The 18,386-nt window shown below is 46.7% G+C and carries 17 protein-coding genes; 10 read left to right on the top strand and 7 right to left on the bottom strand.

Features of this window, described 5'->3' with window-relative positions; all coding sequences use genetic code 11:
• Positions 1-209: 209 nt before the first annotated feature.
• The 6 genes from POREN0001_RS08990 to POREN0001_RS03060 all read right to left on the bottom strand — a co-directional run bounded on the left by POREN0001_RS08990 (position 210) and on the right by POREN0001_RS03060 (position 6,531).
• Positions 210-2,198, bottom strand: a complete 1,989-nt coding sequence (locus POREN0001_RS08990; RefSeq protein ID WP_004332837.1) for a DUF4954 family protein — start codon at positions 2,196-2,198, stop codon at positions 210-212.
• A gap of 26 nt (positions 2,199-2,224) precedes the next feature.
• Positions 2,225-3,199 carry a tRNA (adenosine(37)-N6)-dimethylallyltransferase MiaA gene (gene miaA / locus POREN0001_RS03080; protein ID WP_004332798.1) on the bottom strand — a complete coding sequence of 325 codons (975 nt, stop codon included), beginning with the start codon at positions 3,197-3,199 and terminating at the stop codon, positions 2,225-2,227.
• Between the two features lie 45 nt (positions 3,200-3,244).
• Positions 3,245-4,741, bottom strand: coding sequence for an IMP dehydrogenase (locus tag POREN0001_RS03075; RefSeq protein WP_004332881.1), 1,497 nt, complete (start codon positions 4,739-4,741; stop codon positions 3,245-3,247).
• Between the two features lie 66 nt (positions 4,742-4,807).
• Entirely contained in the window at positions 4,808-5,281 is a 474-nt protein-coding gene (locus tag POREN0001_RS03070; RefSeq protein WP_004332932.1) for a DUF4293 domain-containing protein, read from the bottom strand.
• A gap of 44 nt (positions 5,282-5,325) precedes the next feature.
• Positions 5,326-5,661, bottom strand: a complete 336-nt coding sequence (locus POREN0001_RS03065; RefSeq protein ID WP_004332853.1) for a DNA-directed RNA polymerase subunit omega — start codon at positions 5,659-5,661, stop codon at positions 5,326-5,328.
• Between the two features lie 39 nt (positions 5,662-5,700).
• Positions 5,701-6,531 carry an outer membrane protein assembly factor BamD gene (locus POREN0001_RS03060; protein WP_004332857.1) on the bottom strand — a complete coding sequence of 277 codons (831 nt, stop codon included), beginning with the start codon at positions 6,529-6,531 and terminating at the stop codon, positions 5,701-5,703.
• A gap of 516 nt (positions 6,532-7,047) precedes the next feature.
• On the opposite strand from POREN0001_RS03060, the gene POREN0001_RS03050 reads away from it, so the two are divergent.
• The 10 genes from POREN0001_RS03050 to POREN0001_RS03005 all read left to right on the top strand — a co-directional run bounded on the left by POREN0001_RS03050 (position 7,048) and on the right by POREN0001_RS03005 (position 18,083).
• Positions 7,048-7,485, top strand: a complete 438-nt coding sequence (locus tag POREN0001_RS03050) for a DUF4494 domain-containing protein (RefSeq protein ID WP_004332793.1) — start codon at positions 7,048-7,050, stop codon at positions 7,483-7,485.
• A gap of 25 nt (positions 7,486-7,510) precedes the next feature.
• Positions 7,511-8,191 (top strand): YggS family pyridoxal phosphate-dependent enzyme, encoded by a 681-nt coding sequence (locus POREN0001_RS03045; protein WP_040580378.1) that lies wholly within the window; start codon positions 7,511-7,513, stop codon positions 8,189-8,191.
• A gap of 56 nt (positions 8,192-8,247) precedes the next feature.
• Positions 8,248-9,225: a dihydroorotate dehydrogenase-like protein gene (locus tag POREN0001_RS03040; protein WP_004332807.1), complete on the top strand. Its 978-nt coding sequence runs from the start codon at positions 8,248-8,250 to the stop codon at positions 9,223-9,225.
• A 174-nt stretch (positions 9,226-9,399) separates the two neighbouring features.
• The gene (locus tag POREN0001_RS03035; RefSeq protein ID WP_004332901.1) at positions 9,400-10,368 is read left to right on the top strand and encodes a DUF5106 domain-containing protein; all 969 of its coding nucleotides are present in this window, start codon (positions 9,400-9,402) and stop codon (positions 10,366-10,368) included.
• Between the two features lie 228 nt (positions 10,369-10,596).
• Positions 10,597-11,793, top strand: coding sequence for an OmpA family protein (locus POREN0001_RS03030; RefSeq protein ID WP_004332858.1), 1,197 nt, complete (start codon positions 10,597-10,599; stop codon positions 11,791-11,793).
• Positions 11,794-11,826: 33 nt separating this feature from the next.
• Positions 11,827-13,029 (top strand): OmpA family protein, encoded by a 1,203-nt coding sequence (locus POREN0001_RS03025; RefSeq protein WP_040580330.1) that lies wholly within the window; start codon positions 11,827-11,829, stop codon positions 13,027-13,029.
• 472 nt (positions 13,030-13,501) lie between these two features.
• Entirely contained in the window at positions 13,502-14,566 is a 1,065-nt protein-coding gene (locus tag POREN0001_RS03020) for a hypothetical protein (protein WP_004332749.1), read from the top strand.
• Positions 14,567-14,581: 15 nt separating this feature from the next.
• Positions 14,582-15,529, top strand: coding sequence for a hypothetical protein (locus tag POREN0001_RS03015; protein ID WP_004332939.1), 948 nt, complete (start codon positions 14,582-14,584; stop codon positions 15,527-15,529).
• Positions 15,530-15,540: 11 nt separating this feature from the next.
• Entirely contained in the window at positions 15,541-16,755 is a 1,215-nt protein-coding gene (locus POREN0001_RS03010; RefSeq protein ID WP_004332829.1) for a hypothetical protein, read from the top strand.
• A 47-nt stretch (positions 16,756-16,802) separates the two neighbouring features.
• Positions 16,803-18,083, top strand: coding sequence for a hypothetical protein (locus tag POREN0001_RS03005; protein WP_004332915.1), 1,281 nt, complete (start codon positions 16,803-16,805; stop codon positions 18,081-18,083).
• 75 nt (positions 18,084-18,158) lie between these two features.
• Here POREN0001_RS03005 and POREN0001_RS03000 read toward each other — a convergent pair whose 3' ends face one another.
• Positions 18,159-18,359, bottom strand: a complete 201-nt coding sequence (locus tag POREN0001_RS03000) for a hypothetical protein (protein ID WP_004332821.1) — start codon at positions 18,357-18,359, stop codon at positions 18,159-18,161.
• Positions 18,360-18,386 lie beyond the last annotated feature (27 nt).

Here is an 18,386-nt window from a genome sequence, read left to right as displayed (position 1 = left end):
AATCGATTGGTAATTCCCTATCTACAAAACCTCAAAATATTACTGCCTAAATCTTTTTTGATTCCAGGGCTAAAGCAAAAATTTTTCCATCCTAAAACTCCGAGAAAATTGGCTGTGGGGGAATAAAAAAGAGGCTGACTTTGAATCCAAAATCAGCCTCTGATTGGTGTGAAAGATGGTGGTGAGCTCTCTAGGCGAATGCTCTCTTTTTATCCGAGAAGTCGCTCTTTTAGCTTTTCGGCTTGCTCTATATATTGGGAGAAGTCACGTTTGAGTTTCCCGACAAAGTCTTGCTTTATAAGGTCTTGTCGCACGGCTAAGAAATCTTCTTCTGCCGCTTTTTCTGCCTCGGGTAGAGGGAGAAGCCCAAAGCCAACGGAGCTACGCGAGGGAGATAGTTCCTTGCGACCATCCGAGAAGACACGCTTTTGCAGGAGCTGCTCTGCCGTGGGGATGGCTTGGATAAATGCGCGAAGGGAATCCTCCAGATCGTCTGATAGGAGCTGACGAAGTAGCCGTAAAGCCCATTCCTTCTCTTCCTCTTGGCTTAGGGCATGTTGCTCTAGAGATTGCTTTATTTGAGAGGGGGACATGCCTCCCTTAGTAACCTCTTTGCGCCATGCTAAGTAGCCCTTTTCGCTAATGGCAAATCCCATGAGGTCAAGTACCGGAGAGGGGGATTCTGAGGGTTTTATCGCTGATAACTCCTCAAGAAGTTGGGGTAAGGTCAGCGAAGCCTCCGAGTAAAGAAGTCGCCCGATATAGGCGGAGAGCAGGGATTGGTACAGCTGGATGCCGTAGGTAATATCCCCTTCTGCAATAGCGCATCCTCCCATTAGATGGTGGTAAGATTTGCCTTCCTGGGCGAGATCTTGGGCGAGAGAGAGTTGCTTCCACCCCTGCCATACGCGGTACATGATGGCGGGTTGCCAAAGGCGGAAGACCAGACGATCGTCGGGTAGAGTAGAGGTGCGATTATCCCGTAGGGGCCACTTCTCAAAATCTCTCCAAGTACCGATGTGCCCAATCGTTACGGCAGGTTGTATTTGCATTTCCCCGCCATCGCTTGTGAGCACAGCGAAGGGGAATTCGGCAGTGTCTGGGTGGCGGTAGAATCTCCCCACCAGTTTGCTGAAAGCTCCTACGCGAGCCGGCCAAAGCATATAGGAGTCGCTAGAGCATTTTACGCCTCTCTCCATGAGTCCATGATGTATAGGGCCTAGACGGTATTGATGGTTGCTTTGGTTGGTACCGCTACCTGCATTGAAAAAGGAAAATGCCCCTCCAATGAGTAGGGTCGAGCGATGCATGGAGACCGTATAGGGGCCGAGGAAAGCAGCCGATGCCTCTCCGTTGCTTAGGTTGCTATTGGCAAAGATGAGGGAGTCGTGAGCCGAAAATCCGCCATCGAGCCTACATCCCTCCCCTACATAGCAGTGATGTAGCGAGCAATTGCCTAGGTGGGTATCATCCTCTACGATAAAATGCTCAGAGACGATGCTCCCCTGCATTTTTACGTTACAGCCTATGTATCCCTCGGCGAGGTGCTGCACGCCGATAATTGTAGAGGAGTGCTCCGTTGAGATGTCCTCCAAAATCCCGGATTGGGCAATCAAATTATCTTTTCCAATCACGGCATATCCTCTCTCTTCTACCTCCGAAGTGGCAATATCTACAGCCTGTTCCCAGGCTTGCATCAGGGCTTTATCTGCCTTGCCAAAGACCATGCAATAGGCAACAGCTGCCGGTAGATGACGTACAATACGTAGGGCACGCCCCCCCGTCTCGTCGAGTACGGAGACTTTCGTCCCTATGCCACAAGAAGAGCCCTGCCGAGCCGTGAGCGAGAAAATATGGCTTATAATGCTGCCCTCGCCAATGCTGTAATTTGAGATTTTGTTGCCAATATGCCCGATGTAGACCTCGTTGCCTATACTACAATCTTCGATGATGGCATGATATATTCCGGTTGGTCGGGAAGCAAAGTTCGGTCGGGAAGGAGTTGCCCCTAGCGTAGTCCCGAGGTGGCATTCTCCCCTAAACTCCACAAATTGATAAGCCGTGGGGGTGAATTTTTCGGGTACAAAGATGAGATTCCAATCGGTGGCACTACAATGATTGGCCTCTAGTTGTGCAATTTCTTCTGAGGAAAGATGGCGTAGCGTGCACACTGAGGTATGATCCGAGTTGTGAGGCATGGATATGTCTTAGGATAGCGAAGATGTTAGTTGAGTTTGCCCTCTCGCTTTGAGGCGATGTACTCCAAAGCCTCTTGGCATAGGCGATCGGTGGATTGGGTTCCGTCTAAGTAGTGGAGGGTGTATCCCCGGCGTTCCATCCCTCGGAACCATGTCATTTGACGCTTTGCAAACTGACGAATGGCGATCTCTAGCCGAGCAATCATTTCTTCACGGCTTAGCTCCCCAAGGAGGTGTTGCGTGATAAAGCGGTATTCAAGTCCGTATTGGATAAGTCGCTCTGTAGGTACTCCCGAGGCAATCAATTGCTCTACCTCTTCGATAAGTCCCTCCTCAAGACGCTTCTTGAGACGCTCTCCAATGCGACGGACGCGCTCCTCTCGGGGCAGTTGTATACAGAGGATTAGAGGGGAGTTTTGAGCTTCGTTGCCCTGGGTTTTGACCGTGGCGTTCGATTTTTTCCATGGGTCTTGCTCCGGGTAGCGAGCGTAATAGGCGGCTATCTCAATGGCTCTAATGGTACGACGAACAGAGCCAATATCGGTGCGGGGAGTCCCCCCATATCTTCGTAGAATATCTTTGAGATCTTCGTGCGAGAGGTTGTAGAGTTCCTTGCGTAGTCGCTCGTTTTGTGGCGCATTGGAGAGAGAGTCGCCTCGGAGGGCAGTCTCTACATACAAACCCGTCCCCCCCACAAGAAGAGGAGTCTTACCACGATTGAGTATGTCTTGGTATGAAGTGCGAAAGGCCGCCAGCCAATGGAAGAGATCGTACACCTCTCCGGGGTTGGCAATGTCAATCAGATGATAGGGAATGGAAGAGCCATCCGGCAGGGTATATTCGCTCAGGTCTTTTCCCGTACCTATATCCATTCGCCGATATACTTGTCGGCTATCGGCACTGATAATCTCACCAGAGAGAGCTGCTGCTATTACTACCCCTAAAGAGGTTTTCCCCGACGCTGTGGGGCCAACCAAGGTGATAAGGTGATGGGGAACCATGGGCTGCAGCTCTCTCTTGTGATTGAGAAGAATGTCTCTAGCGGACTATTCTTTGAGGATAACATCGTGTGCTCCTCCCTCTACAATAGAGGTGGAAGAGACGAGCGTTATCTTGGCATTCCGACGAAGCTCTGCCAAATTGGGAGTACCGCAGCTACTCATGGTGGCTTTGATCTTCATCAAGGTTTGGTCGAGATTGCCCTTCATCGGGCCGGCATAGGGCACATAACTATCCACACCTTCTTCGAATTTCATCTCTTCTTTTACGTTACCGCCGGTATCGTAGCGTTGCCAGTTTTGAGCACGATTGGAACCTTCGCCCCAATACTCCTTGACTATGTTTGCACCGATCTTTAGTTTGCGAGTGGGGGACTCATCGAAGCGAGCAAAGTAGCGTCCCATCATCAAAAAGTCGGCTCCCATGGCCAATGCGAGTACCATGTGGTAGTCGTGAACGATACCTCCGTCACTACAGATGGGAATGTAAATGCCGGTCTCTTCGTAGTACTTGTCGCGCTCGCGTGCTACCTCTATCACGGCTGTAGCCTGACCGCGGCCAATCCCTTTTTGTTCGCGAGTGATGCAGATAGAGCCTCCTCCAATACCTACTTTTACAAAATCGGCACCTGCCTCTACTAAGTAGCGGAAGCCTTCTCCATCGACCACGTTACCTGCTCCCACTACCACGCTATCTCCATATTGTTGGCGGATCCACTTGAGGGTATCTGCCTGCCATACGGAGTAACCATCGGAGGAGTCAATACAAAGGGCATCGGCACCTGCCTCTATAAGAGCAGGAACACGCTCGCGGTAGTCGCGAGAGTTGATACCGGCTCCCACGAGGAGTGTCTTGTCTTCGGGGTGCGATAGCTCTAGAGGATTCTCTTTGTGACTATCGTAATCTTTGCGGAAAACGAAGTAGAGGAGATTTCCCTTCTCGTCTAGGATGGGTAGGGTGTTGAGTTTGAACTTCCAGATAAGATCGTTGCACTCGCTCAATGTCATGCCCTTAGCTCCCACGTGGAGGCGCTCAATCGGGGTCATAAATTCGCTTATCTTGCGATCGAGACTATCCGTACTCAAACGATAATCTCGCCCGGTAACGATACCCAATAGCTTACCGTGCGAAGAGCCATCATGCGTTATCCCAATCGTAGAGTGCCCTGTTTTGTGTGTGAGGGCTACTACATCTGCTAGCGTTTGGTCAGGGCTGAGGTTGGCATCACTCGTTACAAAACCGGCCTTGAACTTTTTGACACGCCGTACCATATCGGCCTCTTCCTCAATCGTCTGCGAACCGTAGATAAATGATAATCCCCCATTGCGAGCCAACTCGATAGCCAAGGTATCATTGGATACCGACTGCATAATCGCCGATACGAAGGGGATATTCAGACGGATGCGCGGTGCCTCTCCTCGCTTAAAGCGCGAGAGTGGGGTTTGCAGTACAATCTTATCCGGGGTGCTCTCGGGCGTGGTAAGCCCCGGCACCAAAAGGTATTCACCAAAAGTGTGTGATACGTCTTTGAGGAAAATAGCCATACAGTGGAGTGTCGTTTTTTATTGAGGTGTAGGGATAGGTGCGCTTATTGTGATTGGGGGGGAGACTTAGCGGATGCGGCTACTGATGCGTACGAGGATCTCGTCTTTTCGTACCCCTCGGAAGGCTAGGTAGAGCAAAACGAGGGCGATAAAGGGGAGACCCAAAGCAAACTTGATACTAAAGTCCGCATCGAGAACGGCCTTGAATTGCCATGCTCGTACTGCAAAATCAATGATATAACCTATGGCGAGAAGCATGCTGAACACACACAAACGCATCTGGATTTTCCTCTTCTTAAAGAGGAAGATTGTGGCGAATGATATCATTGTGATAAGGGCGCCGAGGACAAAAAGATCCCATGTAATAAGCCCTTTGCCAATGGAGCCATCAGTGGCGTTCTTTACCCACAGGCTGTACATTTCGAAGTTTTCTGCACCCATCACACTCTGCGTGGAGAATAGTGCAAGGGGCAGGAATAGGGTTAGGGTCATGGCCACCCCGGCGAGGAGCAACCAGAGAGTTTGTATTCTTTGCCACATAATATAGAGAAGGATCCCGAAACCGGGATAAGATTTAGTTTGAGTTATTCTTCTTTTCCTTTTTCACTTGCCAGACGGAAGTATAGCTCATCGTTGTCGTACTCGACAGTGGCTATTAAGGTAGGTTTGGGAAGGCGTTCGTAGCAGCGAGATACCTCTATCTGCTCTGCGTTTTCGTATACTTCTTCTAGGGTATCTGTGCCCTTATTGAACTCTTCTAGTTTGCTTTTTAGCTCCTCTTGCTGGTCATGCGCAATTTGATTGGCACGCTTAGCAATGACCATAACGGTCTCGTAGAGGTTCCCCGTTTTTTCTGCCATTTGGGCGGTAGAGCGGGTAATAGCTTCGTTGGGTACAGATAGTTTTTTCTTCGATTCCATTCTAGAGTCTCTATAGTTATATCGTTCTTTTTCTTTCGTTTAGGCTTCTTCTGAGAGTAGGGGCTGGATGCGTTTGTAGATGCGGTCCGCCTCTTTGGTGTACTTCCCTTGGGGAAATTCGTTTACGTATGCGAAGTACCGATCGATCACATTGCGGTAGCGCTCTTGTTGTTTGGAGACTACACTGTTGATAGCCTCTTGGTAGGTAGCACGCAGGATTAGGATGTAAAAGTCTTCGCGCCACTTGCTATAAGGGTAGTCTTTGAGGGCATTATTGGCGGTTACTACTGCACTTTGGTAGTTATTCCCAAGGTACATACCCATATCGTAGTAGAGTGTTGCACTCTTTAGTTCTTTGTAAGCCAACTTGTCTTGTAGGTCGAAAAGCATGCGCTCGGCATCCTTTCTGTAGTCGCTGGTGGGGTAAAGTTCGATGAATGTTTGCAGCTCTTGGATGGCTGTGTAGGTCACATTCTGATCCAATTGAGCTTCCGGGGAGGATATGTAGAAGGCCTCTCCTGCACGGAATCGGCTCTCTTCTGCCTTTGCTCCCTTGGGATAATTCGTATAGTAACGGCGAAAACTCTCTGCGGCGATGTCCCCATGCTCAAGAGCTAGCTCCGAGATCCCGAGCATATAGAGAGCCTGGGCTCCTTCGCTTGTACCCTCATAGGCGGGTACAACGTCCACTAGAAGCTCCGAAGCCTTGCTCCATTTTTTCTGATTAAAGTACTTCTTGGCATAGTCGTACTTAAGGGAGGTATCGTTGCTCTTTTGGATGCGAGCCATCTCTCCGCAGCTGCTGATAAGGAGGGAGAAGAGCATTAGAAAGCCCGTTACAAGGAGCTTTACGATTTTATCTTTTGTCATGCACTCTTATATTATAGGTGTACATTCTCTTATATGCTTTGTGGTGACATGAAGACCACTTTCGAAGACGTTCCCATCTCAAGGAGAGGGATATATCCATTGAGATTACTTGGTGTACAAATATCTCAATGTGCAAAGGTACAATTTATTGTGGTAGCCCGTATCGCTTTGTTGCTGCTTTTGTGCTTAGAGGATTCTAGCCATCTCTTCCTAGGGATTGTGGGGAAGTCTATAAAATTTGCTGCCCTATTTTCCGTCCGTTTTTACCCAATAATGGGGGAGCTTGCTGCCTGTGAAATAAAAAAATATAGACCTAAAAGGAGCCGAGAGTTAGGCAGGCTTTTTTTGAGGTTTCACAAGTGAAGAAAAGAACGGAACTCGGGAGATTTTACCCCCTTCCCCGAAACCGAGAGGAGAATTACCTGATTCTCTTATCTATCCAAAATATCTACCTTTGTAAGAAATAGTGTGGGGAGGCATAGAATATCCCCAACGGATGAATGAATTTTATAGTCTATGAATAATTGGTACGAGTGTTCAGTTCGTTATGAAAAGCTAGCAGATACGGGGCTTTCTAAGCGGTCTGCCGAGAGCTATCTGGTAGATGCCATGTCTGTAACAGAGGCAGAAGCACGCCTCGTTGAGGAAATAACCCCATTCTCCTCCACGGGAGAGATTGTAATTAGCACTATTAAACGTGCCAAAATAGCGGAGCTATTCTTGAACGATAATGACGAGGACGATAAATATTATCGTTGCAAAGTGCTTTTTATCGTGCTTGATGAGAAAAATGGGGTGGAGAAGAAAACGCCTGTAACAATGATTGTGAAAGCAAGTTCACTTGCTAATGCCGTGGCTGTAATAGAGCGAGAGATGTCGCGTACAACTCACGATTACTCCATCGCCGCTGTGGTAGAGACCAATATCATGGATGTGTTTACACTCCGAATTTAAGCACTCCCTTTTATCCCTCCCCTTAATGGCAACAATTCAAGAACGGCTCGATCAGATTCGTCCACAGATCCCTAGCAATGCAACTCTTGTAGTTGTATCTAAGTATCATGCAGTGGATGAGATAAAAGAGGCATACGATGCCGGAGTGCGAGACTTTGGTGAGAATCGCGTGCAGGAGTTGGTGAGCAAGGTGGATAAGTTGCCGGAGGATATTCGTTGGCATCTTATAGGCTCTTTGCAGCGGAATAAGGTTAAGTATATAGCCCCCTTCATTACTTCTATACAGAGTATAGAGTCCCTTGCTCTGTACGATGAGGTGGAACGGCGTGCAGCCCAGCACAATCGCACGATAGATTGTCTTGTAGAAGTCTACGTCGCTCAAGAGGAGACCAAGAGTGGGGTTCCTTATGATGAGGTTGAGGCTTTTTTTGCAGCCCTGTTAGATCGGCAGGCTGAGGGGAATGCACACATTCGCCTGCGAGGCTTGATGGGGATGGCTACCCATACCGATAGCGAAGCCGAGATCCGAGCCGAGTTTGCAAAGTTGCGGGGCTTGTTTTACCGCTTAAAAGAGGGGCTAATGAGTCAATACCCTTGCTTTGATACCCTCTCTATGGGAATGAGCGAAGATTGGTCTATAGCCCTCAGTGAGGGGAGCAATATGGTGCGTATTGGTACTGCTATTATGGGACCACGAGCTTATTAAGAGTCCCTTATTATGCTATAAATACAGAAGAAATAATTTTAGAAAGAGACGAAGATATGTTAGACTTAACTTCAAACTATGCGGGCATCGCTTTGCGTAACCCCATTGTGGTAGGTAGTTCGGGGCTTACCAATAGTGCCCAGAAGATAGAAAAATTAGTAGCTGCCGGTGCTGGTGCCGTTGTGCTCAAGTCCCTCTTTGAGGAGCAAATAGATGCGCTCTCAAAGTCTATGACGAGCGAATCGGATTATCCCGAGGCTGCTGACTATATTTCCGGTTACGTAAAAGCCAATGAAATCAATAAGTATCTTGATTTTGTTCGCGACGTGAAAAAGCGTGTGAATGTACCCGTAATCGCTAGCATTAACTGCTATAAGGCTGGTGATTGGACGAACTATGCAAAGCAAATTGCAGAGACGGGAGTAGACGCTTTGGAGGTAAATATTATGCGCCTCGAGGGTAAGGTTTCGGCAGATGCTACTCACTTGGTTAATGACTATGTAGCTATCATTAAGGGAATTACAGGGGCAGTCAAAATCCCTGTACAAGTGAAATTGGCAAAAACATTCTCTTGCCTCCCTGCCATGGTAGACAAACTTCGCCTTGTGGGAGCAGCCGGTGTTACCCTGTTCAATCGTTCTTACCAAATGGATATTGACATAGAGAACGAACGTATTTCAGGTGGCGAAGTATTCACTACTGCTGTTGATCTCTCCGATACACTCCGCTATACGGGTCTTATTGCTGGTCAGATCGCCAACTTCCCTGTGTCGGCATCTACCGGTATTCACACGAGTGAAGGCGTTATTAAGGCTCTTCTCGCAGGAGCTTCTTCTGTACAGATGTGTTCCGCTCTCTATAAGAATGGAGCTCAATACATCCAAGAGGTACTCGCCGGACTTACTGCATGGATGGAGCGTAAGCAGTACAATGCAGTGCATGAGTTCCGTGGTAAGCTCAAGGCCGATCAGGGTGCTGATGCAACGCAGTACACGCGTATGCAGTTTATGAAGTATTTCACATCGCACGAATAAATACAATATTCTAGAGGAGATAGAGACGAGAGTGGTGCGCCCTAATGAGGCCTCGCTTTCGTCTTTGCCCATCAAAAGAGGGAGAGCTCCTCACTCTCTAGGAGTGTAGATCTTTCTTAATTGAGAGATATGTGGTGTTATTGAAGAAAGATATTTCCTATAAAACTAATAGATATGAATAGACGTCGTCTTACGCAGATCCTATTATTAGGCCTCTTCTCCATGATGGGGCTTTCATCGTTTGCGAGCTGCCAGAGTTGCAAAAATGGGCATACGATGGAAAAAGACTCATTGGAGCATGTAGATACCTCTGATATAACACCGGCTTTCCCCTCGCCTACAATCCCCATGACTATCCAGAATGTGGATGAGCGAGCAGCCTATTTTGTTGCTCATTTTTGGGACGAATGTGATTTTAATGACCCCGAACTCACAAAGCGTCCTGCACGAATAGAACAGTCTATGGCGAACTTTCTTGGTATTGCATCTCGCCTCCCTCTAGAGCAAGTAAAGAAGCCAATGCTTCAGCCTTTGGAGTCCTCCCGAGGGGAGCTCTTTTCCCTATTTATCGATCTATACGAGAAGTATCTTTTTGAGCCTAATTCGCCCTTCTTCAATGAGGAGTATTACTACCCCATTGTAGAGTGGATAACCCATTCGCCCAAGGCTTCTCTCGCTCAGCTGGAGCGCGCAAAGCATCGTCTCCATTTGATGGCACGCAATAGGGTTGGTACCCCTGCCGAGCAATTCTCTTTTATCCAGCCTACAGGCGAGGTGGGACGACTTAGTGATATGCGGGGAAAGCCTACATTGTTGTTCTTTTATTCGCCTGGTTGTCAGAGTTGTAAGCGTGTTCTTGAGGAGCTTCAGCAGGATACTTTTTTCCAAAATAGGGTACAGACAGGTCGCCTTAATATCCTATTTATAGACTCTGAAACGGATTCTGATGAATGGTCGCGAACCATTGACGAATTCCCTTCTTTTGGGGTCAAAGGATTTAACAGTGACGGTAGAATAGCAAATGTTCCCCTCTACGATTTAAAGGCTAGCCCTACACTTCTTTTATTGGATGCGAAGGGAATTGTTCTCCTCAAAGATCGTTCCCTTAGAGAGATTAGGGAGTCTCTTGAGGAACTCCCCTAGGGCTTTCGACTTTTGCAAAGTGCATTATTAAATAAGAAAGTACTACTTTTGTATTTAAGAATGGCGATTCTACTTGCGTTATACGTAAGGATTGAGGACGATAGGGCGGCTTATCAAATAGTTCCATGTTGCCCATTTCGAATTAACTCTTACCTTTGCGCAGGAAAACATAGTATAGAGTTGACAAGAAGAACAAAGAAAAATGCTAACAATTTGAATAGTAAAATTATGAAGGTAAAGTACTTACTGCTCTCATTGATGGGAGCTATGGCACTCTCAGCAAGTGCCCAGACTACGGCGCCGGAAAACCAACTTCCTGCTCGTAAGACAGCTTTTGATCGCTCTGGGGGGCACTGGTTTATCACTTTGCAAGGTGGTGTTAGTGCACAATTTATTGCTGGAAACGAAGCCCAAGACATCGTAAAGCGTCTCCACGTTATGCCTACCCTCTCAATCGGTAAATGGCATAATCCTTATTTTGCAACCCGCTTGCAACTTATGGCTGGCCCTACGCCTACATACTATAAGAACGCTGCTAATGATATTGTGACCAACAATACTGCAATGGCTGGTGCTTTCTTTGATTTTATGTTTGACGTGGTGAATTATTACTCCAAGTACAACGCTAAGCGAGTATTCCATCTTGTTCCTTTTGCAGGGGTAGGGTACAACTTTAAGTACTATAATGAGTTTAAGGATTTCTCTAGCATTTTCTCTATGAGTGCTCCTTATCGTCATTCTGTTGCCGCTAACGTAGGTGCTCAGATGGCTTTCCGTCTTGGCAAGCGTGTGGACTTCGTGCTTGAGGCTCAGGCTATTTACAATAACCTCAATATTGTAAAGAAGGATTTCAATTATGCAGGCGCTAGTGCAACTTACATGCCTAATAATGCTGCTTACAATGGGCTTCTTGGTGTAGTGACTGCGGGGCTTAACTTCAACCTTGGTAAGGTAGAATGGGAAACTATTACTCCTATGGACATGGATCTTATCAACGATCTTAATGGCCAGATCAATAGCCTTCGTGCAGAAAATGCGGAGCTTGCAAAACGTCCTGTTTCTTGCCCCGAATGCCCCGAAGTTGTAGCTCCTGAAACAAAGGTTGTTGCTGGATTGAGCGAAAAGGCTATCACCTTTAAGTTTGACTCTGACAAGCTAACTCCTAACCAGGAAATCGTACTTTACGAAATCGCTAAGTTCGTGAAGGAAAGCAATCAACCTATCACTGTAATCGGTTTTGCTGACGTAACGGGTAATGCAAATTACAACCTTGCTCTCTCTGAACGTCGTGCTAAGGCTGTTGCAAACATCCTTACTACACAGTATGATGTTCCTTCGGACATGATCAATGTAGAATGGCAGGGTGAGACTGAACAGTTCGATACTCGTGCTTGGAACCGCGTAGTTATTGTTCGTTCAAAGTAATAAATCACTAACCAGAAAATTAGAAGAATAGATATGAAAGCTAAAGTATTAATGCTCGCCCTCATGGGTAGCTTCGCACTATCTCTTGGTGCACAAGCTCAGCAGGAAGTAGCAACTCCCAATAAATCTGGTCACAAGACCGTATTTAACCGCGATAGAGGTTGTGATCATTGGTTCCTCGAAATTCAGGGTGGTGTTGGGATGCTTCCTTTTGGTGAAGCCAATAATAAGGCTTCTTTGACGGATCGCATTTATCCCATCGTTCAGCTTGGCTTGGGCCAGTGGCATGAACCTTGGTTCGCTACTCGTGTACAGCTCGGTGGCTGGAATATGAAGGGTTTTGTTATGGATGCTGCTGGTGCAAATCAAGCATACAATAACCTCTTCGCAGTAGCTCACTACGACTTCATGTTTGATGTTGTAAACTACTTTGCAAAGTACAACGCTAAGCGTGTATTCCACCTTGTACCTTACGTAGGTCTTGGTGCTGGTTACAAGCATCATACTACTACTGGTGGTGCTTTTGGCGATGTTTTCGACGCTACTAAGCGTGTTGCTGGTGCTACAACTAACGACTTTGGTGGTGTGGTAGATGCCGGTGTTATCTTCAAGTTCCGTCTTGGTCGTCGTGTAGACCTCAACCTCGAAGCTCAAATGTTGGCAACAAAGACCAACATGATGGGGACTTCTTGGAAGAAGCAAGGTGCTGACCTTATGGCATTCGCTACAGCAGGTCTTGGCTTTAACCTTGGTAAGCCTGAGTGGGATGTTCTTACTCCTATGGATTGGGCTCTCGTAAACGATCTCAATGGTCAGATCAATAACCTCCGTGCAGAAAATGCAGAGCTTGCTAAGCGTCCTGCTTCTTGCCCCGAATGCCCCGAGGTTGAACCTTCTCAAACTACAGAAGTGAAGACTGTTGTAAGCAATGTTGTTTACTTCCGCATTGCTAGCGCTAAGATTGATCAGAACCAGTACATCAATATCTACAACACTGCTAGATATGCTCTTGAAAACAATAGCAAGATCTACATTGTAGGTTATGCTGATGAGGCTACGGGTAATCCTAGCATCAACATGACACTCTCTGAACGTCGTGCTAAGGCTGTAGCTAAGGCTCTTGTAGAAAAGTATGGCGTATCTGAAGATATGATCGAAGTTGATTTCAAGGGTGACACTGTACAACCTTACGAAACTAACGAGTGGAACCGTGTAGTTATCATGACTGCTGAGTAAAACTCCTTGATAGATTATTCTATCATCACCTAATTATAGGGTGCGTCTCAAGTAGGCGCACCCTTTTTTCTTATCTCTTCTACCTTAGTGAATAAAAAATTCTACCTTTGTGTCGAGGTAAATCTTGCGCCTCATATTGGGCGAGAACTCTGGATATAAAAGATCTCTCATTGAGAGGAAATGTTAGATGTCTCGTCTGATGTACACTAAATAAAGGAGGAGAGGCTACTATCAAGACTGCTTGTCACTTTAGGCTGAGCTCTACTGCAAAGAATGAGTAGGTCGCAGGGGATAGCTGTCGAGATCGTTTGCAACTAGAGTGTTGGGAGGCCTATTCCTTAGAAGGATTGTGTCCACTCCTTGATAGGGGGAGCTTACTAGACTCTGGTTGTGACTACAGAGAGATTCATTCGCTCTCGCTTTACTCCCGATAAGAAACGCCTTCGCAGAAAAGAATTAATCAGCAAACAAAATGAATTCAAAAGGACTTCTCAAACTCTTTTCACTTCTTGGCTTTATTGCCTTTGCGGCTGTTAGCTGCTGGGCTACTGCAGAGTCATTACACCTTTTGTTGCCCAATTGGCCCTCCATTTTATGTTGGATTGTAACCATTGGGTTCTACGTAGTGGCATCCTACGGAACCAAGATGATTGTGGATAGTTTGAACCAATCTATATATGTAGAAAAGCGTAGAGCAAAGTTTGTTGGGGGTATTTTGTTGGCTCTCTTCTTCTGGATTGTGTGTAGTTTCCCCACCAATACACATACGTTTTTTTATCGGAGTGCCATCGTGGATGTCGTGATAGATGACATCGCTACTACTCGCACCTATTTGCAAAATCTCGCGAGTGATGCTAAGGGAGAGAGCGAAGTGAAAAGGGTACAAGATAGTGTAAGTGCTATTGTGAATGCCCAGCTCATTGCACTGGAGGGGGAGATTGATAATCTTGCCAACCCTGGTTTTGGAGATCGTGCAAAGTCCCACCTTGCCAAGATTGCCCAGACTTTACAGGTAGCTCAGATCCCAACTCTTTCGTATACGGGTAACACTCCGAGTCAGATTAAGAGTCTCAAAGAGCAATATCGTAAGACCATTGTAGAAATGCTGGAGAGAAGAAAGATGGAGATTGCTCGCCAGATGACCAACGTACAAGCTCTTGAATATAAGCCGGAAGCTGAGGAACGTCTTCGGGAACTGGAGACAATGTCAGCCAAAATTACGGATATGGCTAATGCAAAGAAGATTGACGAAGATCTCATCAATCAGACGGATATGGAGCTTAAGAAGTCCTATGCTACAATTAAGAACTATCAGCACTTTGTAGAGATAAAGCCCGAGGATAAAGAGGTGTATCTCTCGGAGCGTCCTGTGACAAAGACTTCTCGCATGCTTAGCGTCTTTGATGTTTGGAAAGACTTCTTGGGAGGAAAGTATGCAGGCCGTGGTATTATCTTCTGGGTGATACTCTCGTTCCTTGTCGATATAGCCGCCTTTATCTTTTTCGATCTTGCTTTTAAGAAAAGAGAATCCCTTTAATACACCCTTCACACTATGGCAAATATCAATTTTGATAATAATGAGGAATTGCAATCTTCACCCTCTTTGCAGCAAGAGGAGGTAGCTACACAGGCTCCCTCGGTAGTGGAGTATTCGCAGCCATCCTCTTACTCGTCTGAGTCGAATATCGGACTTAGCGAGATTGAGATGAACGATGCGAACAAGATAAATGTAACCATTGCCGATACAGAAGCTCCGCTGCTTATGTTGTTTGGTCCCCCCTCATGCGGAAAAACGATGACGCTTATTCGTCTCACTCGTTACTTGCAGAAGAAGGGGTATACGGTAGCTCCTATCCCAAGTTTTCGCCCAAGTTACGATAAGAATTATCGGGAGTTGTGCGAGAATTTCAATGCCATGATCAATAGTTCTGATGCGGCCAAGGCTACAAGCAACGTGAGCTTTATGCTCGTTGAGGTTCTCAAAGAGGGGCGGCGGATTTGTCAAATTCTAGAGGCTCCCGGGGAGTATTATTTCAATCCGGAGAACCCCATGGCAGACTTCCCGGCCTACTTCAATAAGATCATCAATATGACAAGTCGCAAGATTTGGCTTTTCTTCTTGGAGCCCATTTGGCGAGAAGAGCAGGATCGAAGGAACTATGTCAAGCGTATTGAGATGGTCAAGAATAGAAGTCGTGCACACGATAAAGCGATTTTTGTTCTCAATAAGATTGATAAGACGAACTATGTAATTGCTCCGGGGCGAGTGCATCGTCAGCAGGCTCTTCAGCAGGTTAGTTTCCTTTATCCTAATCTATTTATTCCGTTCCGCAATACCAATCCCATAACCTCTTTCTTCCATCAGTATAATTTTGACTTTGTCACGATGCATACGGGCGACTATGTAGCGGCTGTTGATGGTACGCTCACCTTTCAGGAGGGCCCCGAGGAGTATGTGGCAGAGTTTTGGAAGATCATTCAGCGTCATATTAGAGGATAGCCGAGAGTGTTATGCAGTTTGAGATATTTGTACACGGTACCCCAAATGGCCAGCAGTTGCTGGGTAATTCTTCTGAAGTTTTTGGCCGATTTGTTCAAACTTTTTACGCTGCAAATACTTCAGAAATAGCTGAAAAGCTACGAGTGGATAGGCTGACTATCGGAGAGAATAGTACCCTATTTTATTCCTTGGTGATAGCTCGTGGTGTTTTGGGCGATGATGGACGAGAGGGGGGCTATGTGGCGCTTACGTTACAGCTCGATTCTCTAGTTCGTAATACAGCTCAGGTCTACGATCTACTTAAGGCTCTCTATCTTACCAAGGTGCTCGGGCGCATAGTGCGCACGAAAGAGGGTGCTAAAGTGCAGTTTGTTAGCTCTAAACTCTCTTCTGTGGGAGGAAGTTACATCCCCGAATTGGAGCAGTTTGTTGCTAATTACATCAAAGAAAATATCGGTCTTTCGGGCTTTGCTCCCATCCCTTCTGGCGAAAATAAGGGGACTCCTAGGGGAGGAGTCGCTCGGATCAATCGCTTAGATCTTGCGGAAAATCGTGTTGTAAGCCTTCTTTTACAGGGGAGTTCTATTGAGATTTCAGACGAATTTCCTTCGCAAGCACTAGCGAGTCAAGTGGAAGAATTGCACCATAAACTAGAGGCGTCTGAGTCCGGAGCGAGTAGGAAGCTAGCCGAAATGCAAAAGGCCCATGAGCAGGCTACAGCTTCTGTAGAGCAGCAATGGCAGAGTAAAATGGATCAGTTTGTTCAAGAAAACGCTGCCGATAAGAAAAAAACTCAAGAGCAGATACGTACTCTTACGGAGGAAAAGAATAGCCTCGCAAAGCAGGTAGAGCAGATAAAAACAAATCTCCAGACCCAAGAGGTGCATGAGTATCTAGTTCATAACGAGTCTGACCTAAAGAGACTCGCTCAGGCTATCCTCTCTTTGTTTGGCCTCGGGCACTCTCAGCCATCTTCCGCAGCTGGTAGACAAGAGAAATCAACTTCTAAGGCTGCCTCTTTGGCCCGTTGGATGCCTATTGCCAACTTAGTATTAACCCTTATATGCGCCCTGTTGCTCACAGTGGTTTTGGTCTTTTTTCGTCCTAGTAAAGGCGATAATATGCCTGCCCCTCTACCTATTCAACATGATACAATCTATTTGGAAAAACCGGCCATAGACTCTGCCGATCTCTCGGCTCGCGATTCTGCTACACTCGTGCGCTAGGGCGCTAGCTTCGTTTTTTCCTATCCATGATCTAGACTTATACCCCAATGAATTGTTCTGTCTACCTCTTCTCCGGAGCCTCTGCACAGCACAATCAATACCCCAACGACTCGCTAGCACCGCTTTTTAAGCGTTTGGTTTCGCTCTGTACAGAGCCAAGACAACTCGTAATACATCGGGAGGGCGAACTTGTGTTCTACGCCTATATATGCCTTTTAGAGCCGACATCTGGGGAGTATTTTGGTTTTGCTTTACTTGTAAATGGGGAACAAATCACGGGGCATTTTGAGCAGCTTCTTGAGTTTTCGGAGGCTCAGATACAGCGTTTAGCCCTTGAGAAGACATTGCTAACTCTCGATGATTATGGCCGTCTTAGGCGTACGGAGTACTCCTTCGCTTCCCAAGTTGCTTTGCTGGATCGGGTAGTGCACCACTTGAGAGGGGAGGCGCTTGCCTTGCAGATCCCTCTAGAGTTACTCCCTCCTACCGACTATAGTATAGAGGGAAGTAACTATTGTTCCCTACCTCTTGCGGAGGGGGATAATGCGATTCTCTCTGCCACGGCAAGATATGGAGTGGTAGCAGTGGTACGTAATGAGGTCTATCAAGATTCTTCTCTTAAGCAGTATAGTGAGCAACTTAACCGCCTATCAACGGAGCGAGACGCTGCTCGGGGAGAACTTTTGGCCCTACAAAGTGAGTATGAAAAGTTGTTGCGCCAAAAGAAACAGTATAAGAAGGTTTCTATTCTAACCCTATGTGTTGTGCTTTTGGTACTCATTGGCTTGGGAGGATTCTTCTTTTTAGGATACAATTTGCGCTTAGTACAGCAAGATGCCAAAGAGCAAACTTCTCAAAAAGAAATGCTTGCAAAGAGGAACGAAAAGCTGGAGCAGGATAATCAGGAGCTTGCCTATTCGTATCAGAGGGAGCAGCAGGAGCATCGCGAAGCTCGCTCTCTACTCGAAGGGTTGGCGCAAGATATGCCGATTATTATCAAGGGGGCTGGTGTTGCAACTACAAGTCAAACCACTGATAGACCCAACGATTTTTCTTCAAAAGCTCGGGTAGATCATTGTCTTTGGATTGCTATTGAGTATAAAGAATTGGAGGAAGCTACGATAGATCTAAGGTGTGATGTGTATCGTGCGGAAGATCATTACTTAATGGCATCTGTAGAGATTCCATTGCAAACATTGCTCCTCGGAGAGGGGGTTCGTACTGTACTAAGTCCCGGTCTTGTAGCTGATTGGAAAGAGGGATCCTATCGTATTGAAGTTCTCAAAGGGGACCAACTCGTTTACTCAAAACCCTTCCGCCTTATCTAGTTCTACCCTTTTCAGGTACCCCCTTTTCGCGTCTCTTTGTTGATTGGGAGGCTTTTGGAAGCGGAGGTTGTAGGGCTAGGCGTCTTTGTCTTTGGCTTTCGTCTCTCTTTTGGGAGGGGTGGGGGTGTGACAGCAGCCCGAGCATCCCGGGCAGGATGAAGAGCCCTTTGTGCCGTCTTGTTTGTGCCGCGCTGAGAAAATGCGCCATAGGAAGCGAAAAGCTGCAGCTACGGCAATGGCTACAATAACGTATACGAGTATCAGCTGTATTGTCATTCTCTTTAGAGGGGCTTTACCTTCTTA

Origin of the sequence: Porphyromonas endodontalis ATCC 35406 (assembly GCF_000174815.1) — a bacterium.
Taxonomy (GTDB): Bacteria; Bacteroidota; Bacteroidia; order Bacteroidales; family Porphyromonadaceae; genus Porphyromonas; species Porphyromonas endodontalis.
The sequence above is the reverse complement of the archived record's forward strand: the minus strand, read 5'-3'. Positions and strand labels throughout refer to the sequence as shown.

Coding starts and splice junctions, on each gene's coding strand:
- POREN0001_RS08990 (WP_004332837.1), bottom strand. CDS start 2,198: ATGCCTCACAACTCGGATCATACCTCAGTGTGCACGCTACGCCATCTT.
- miaA (WP_004332798.1), bottom strand. CDS start 3,199: ATGGTTCCCCATCACCTTATCACCTTGGTTGGCCCCACAGCGTCGGGG.
- POREN0001_RS03075 (WP_004332881.1), bottom strand. CDS start 4,741: ATGGCTATTTTCCTCAAAGACGTATCACACACTTTTGGTGAATACCTT.
- POREN0001_RS03070 (WP_004332932.1), bottom strand. CDS start 5,281: ATGTGGCAAAGAATACAAACTCTCTGGTTGCTCCTCGCCGGGGTGGCC.
- POREN0001_RS03065 (WP_004332853.1), bottom strand. CDS start 5,661: ATGGAATCGAAGAAAAAACTATCTGTACCCAACGAAGCTATTACCCGC.
- POREN0001_RS03060 (WP_004332857.1), bottom strand. CDS start 6,531: ATGACAAAAGATAAAATCGTAAAGCTCCTTGTAACGGGCTTTCTAATG.
- POREN0001_RS03050 (WP_004332793.1), top strand. CDS start 7,048: ATGAATAATTGGTACGAGTGTTCAGTTCGTTATGAAAAGCTAGCAGAT.
- POREN0001_RS03045 (WP_040580378.1), top strand. CDS start 7,511: ATGGCAACAATTCAAGAACGGCTCGATCAGATTCGTCCACAGATCCCT.
- POREN0001_RS03040 (WP_004332807.1), top strand. CDS start 8,248: ATGTTAGACTTAACTTCAAACTATGCGGGCATCGCTTTGCGTAACCCC.
- POREN0001_RS03035 (WP_004332901.1), top strand. CDS start 9,400: ATGAATAGACGTCGTCTTACGCAGATCCTATTATTAGGCCTCTTCTCC.
- POREN0001_RS03030 (WP_004332858.1), top strand. CDS start 10,597: ATGAAGGTAAAGTACTTACTGCTCTCATTGATGGGAGCTATGGCACTC.
- POREN0001_RS03025 (WP_040580330.1), top strand. CDS start 11,827: ATGAAAGCTAAAGTATTAATGCTCGCCCTCATGGGTAGCTTCGCACTA.
- POREN0001_RS03020 (WP_004332749.1), top strand. CDS start 13,502: ATGAATTCAAAAGGACTTCTCAAACTCTTTTCACTTCTTGGCTTTATT.
- POREN0001_RS03015 (WP_004332939.1), top strand. CDS start 14,582: ATGGCAAATATCAATTTTGATAATAATGAGGAATTGCAATCTTCACCC.
- POREN0001_RS03010 (WP_004332829.1), top strand. CDS start 15,541: ATGCAGTTTGAGATATTTGTACACGGTACCCCAAATGGCCAGCAGTTG.
- POREN0001_RS03005 (WP_004332915.1), top strand. CDS start 16,803: ATGAATTGTTCTGTCTACCTCTTCTCCGGAGCCTCTGCACAGCACAAT.
- POREN0001_RS03000 (WP_004332821.1), bottom strand. CDS start 18,359: ATGACAATACAGCTGATACTCGTATACGTTATTGTAGCCATTGCCGTA.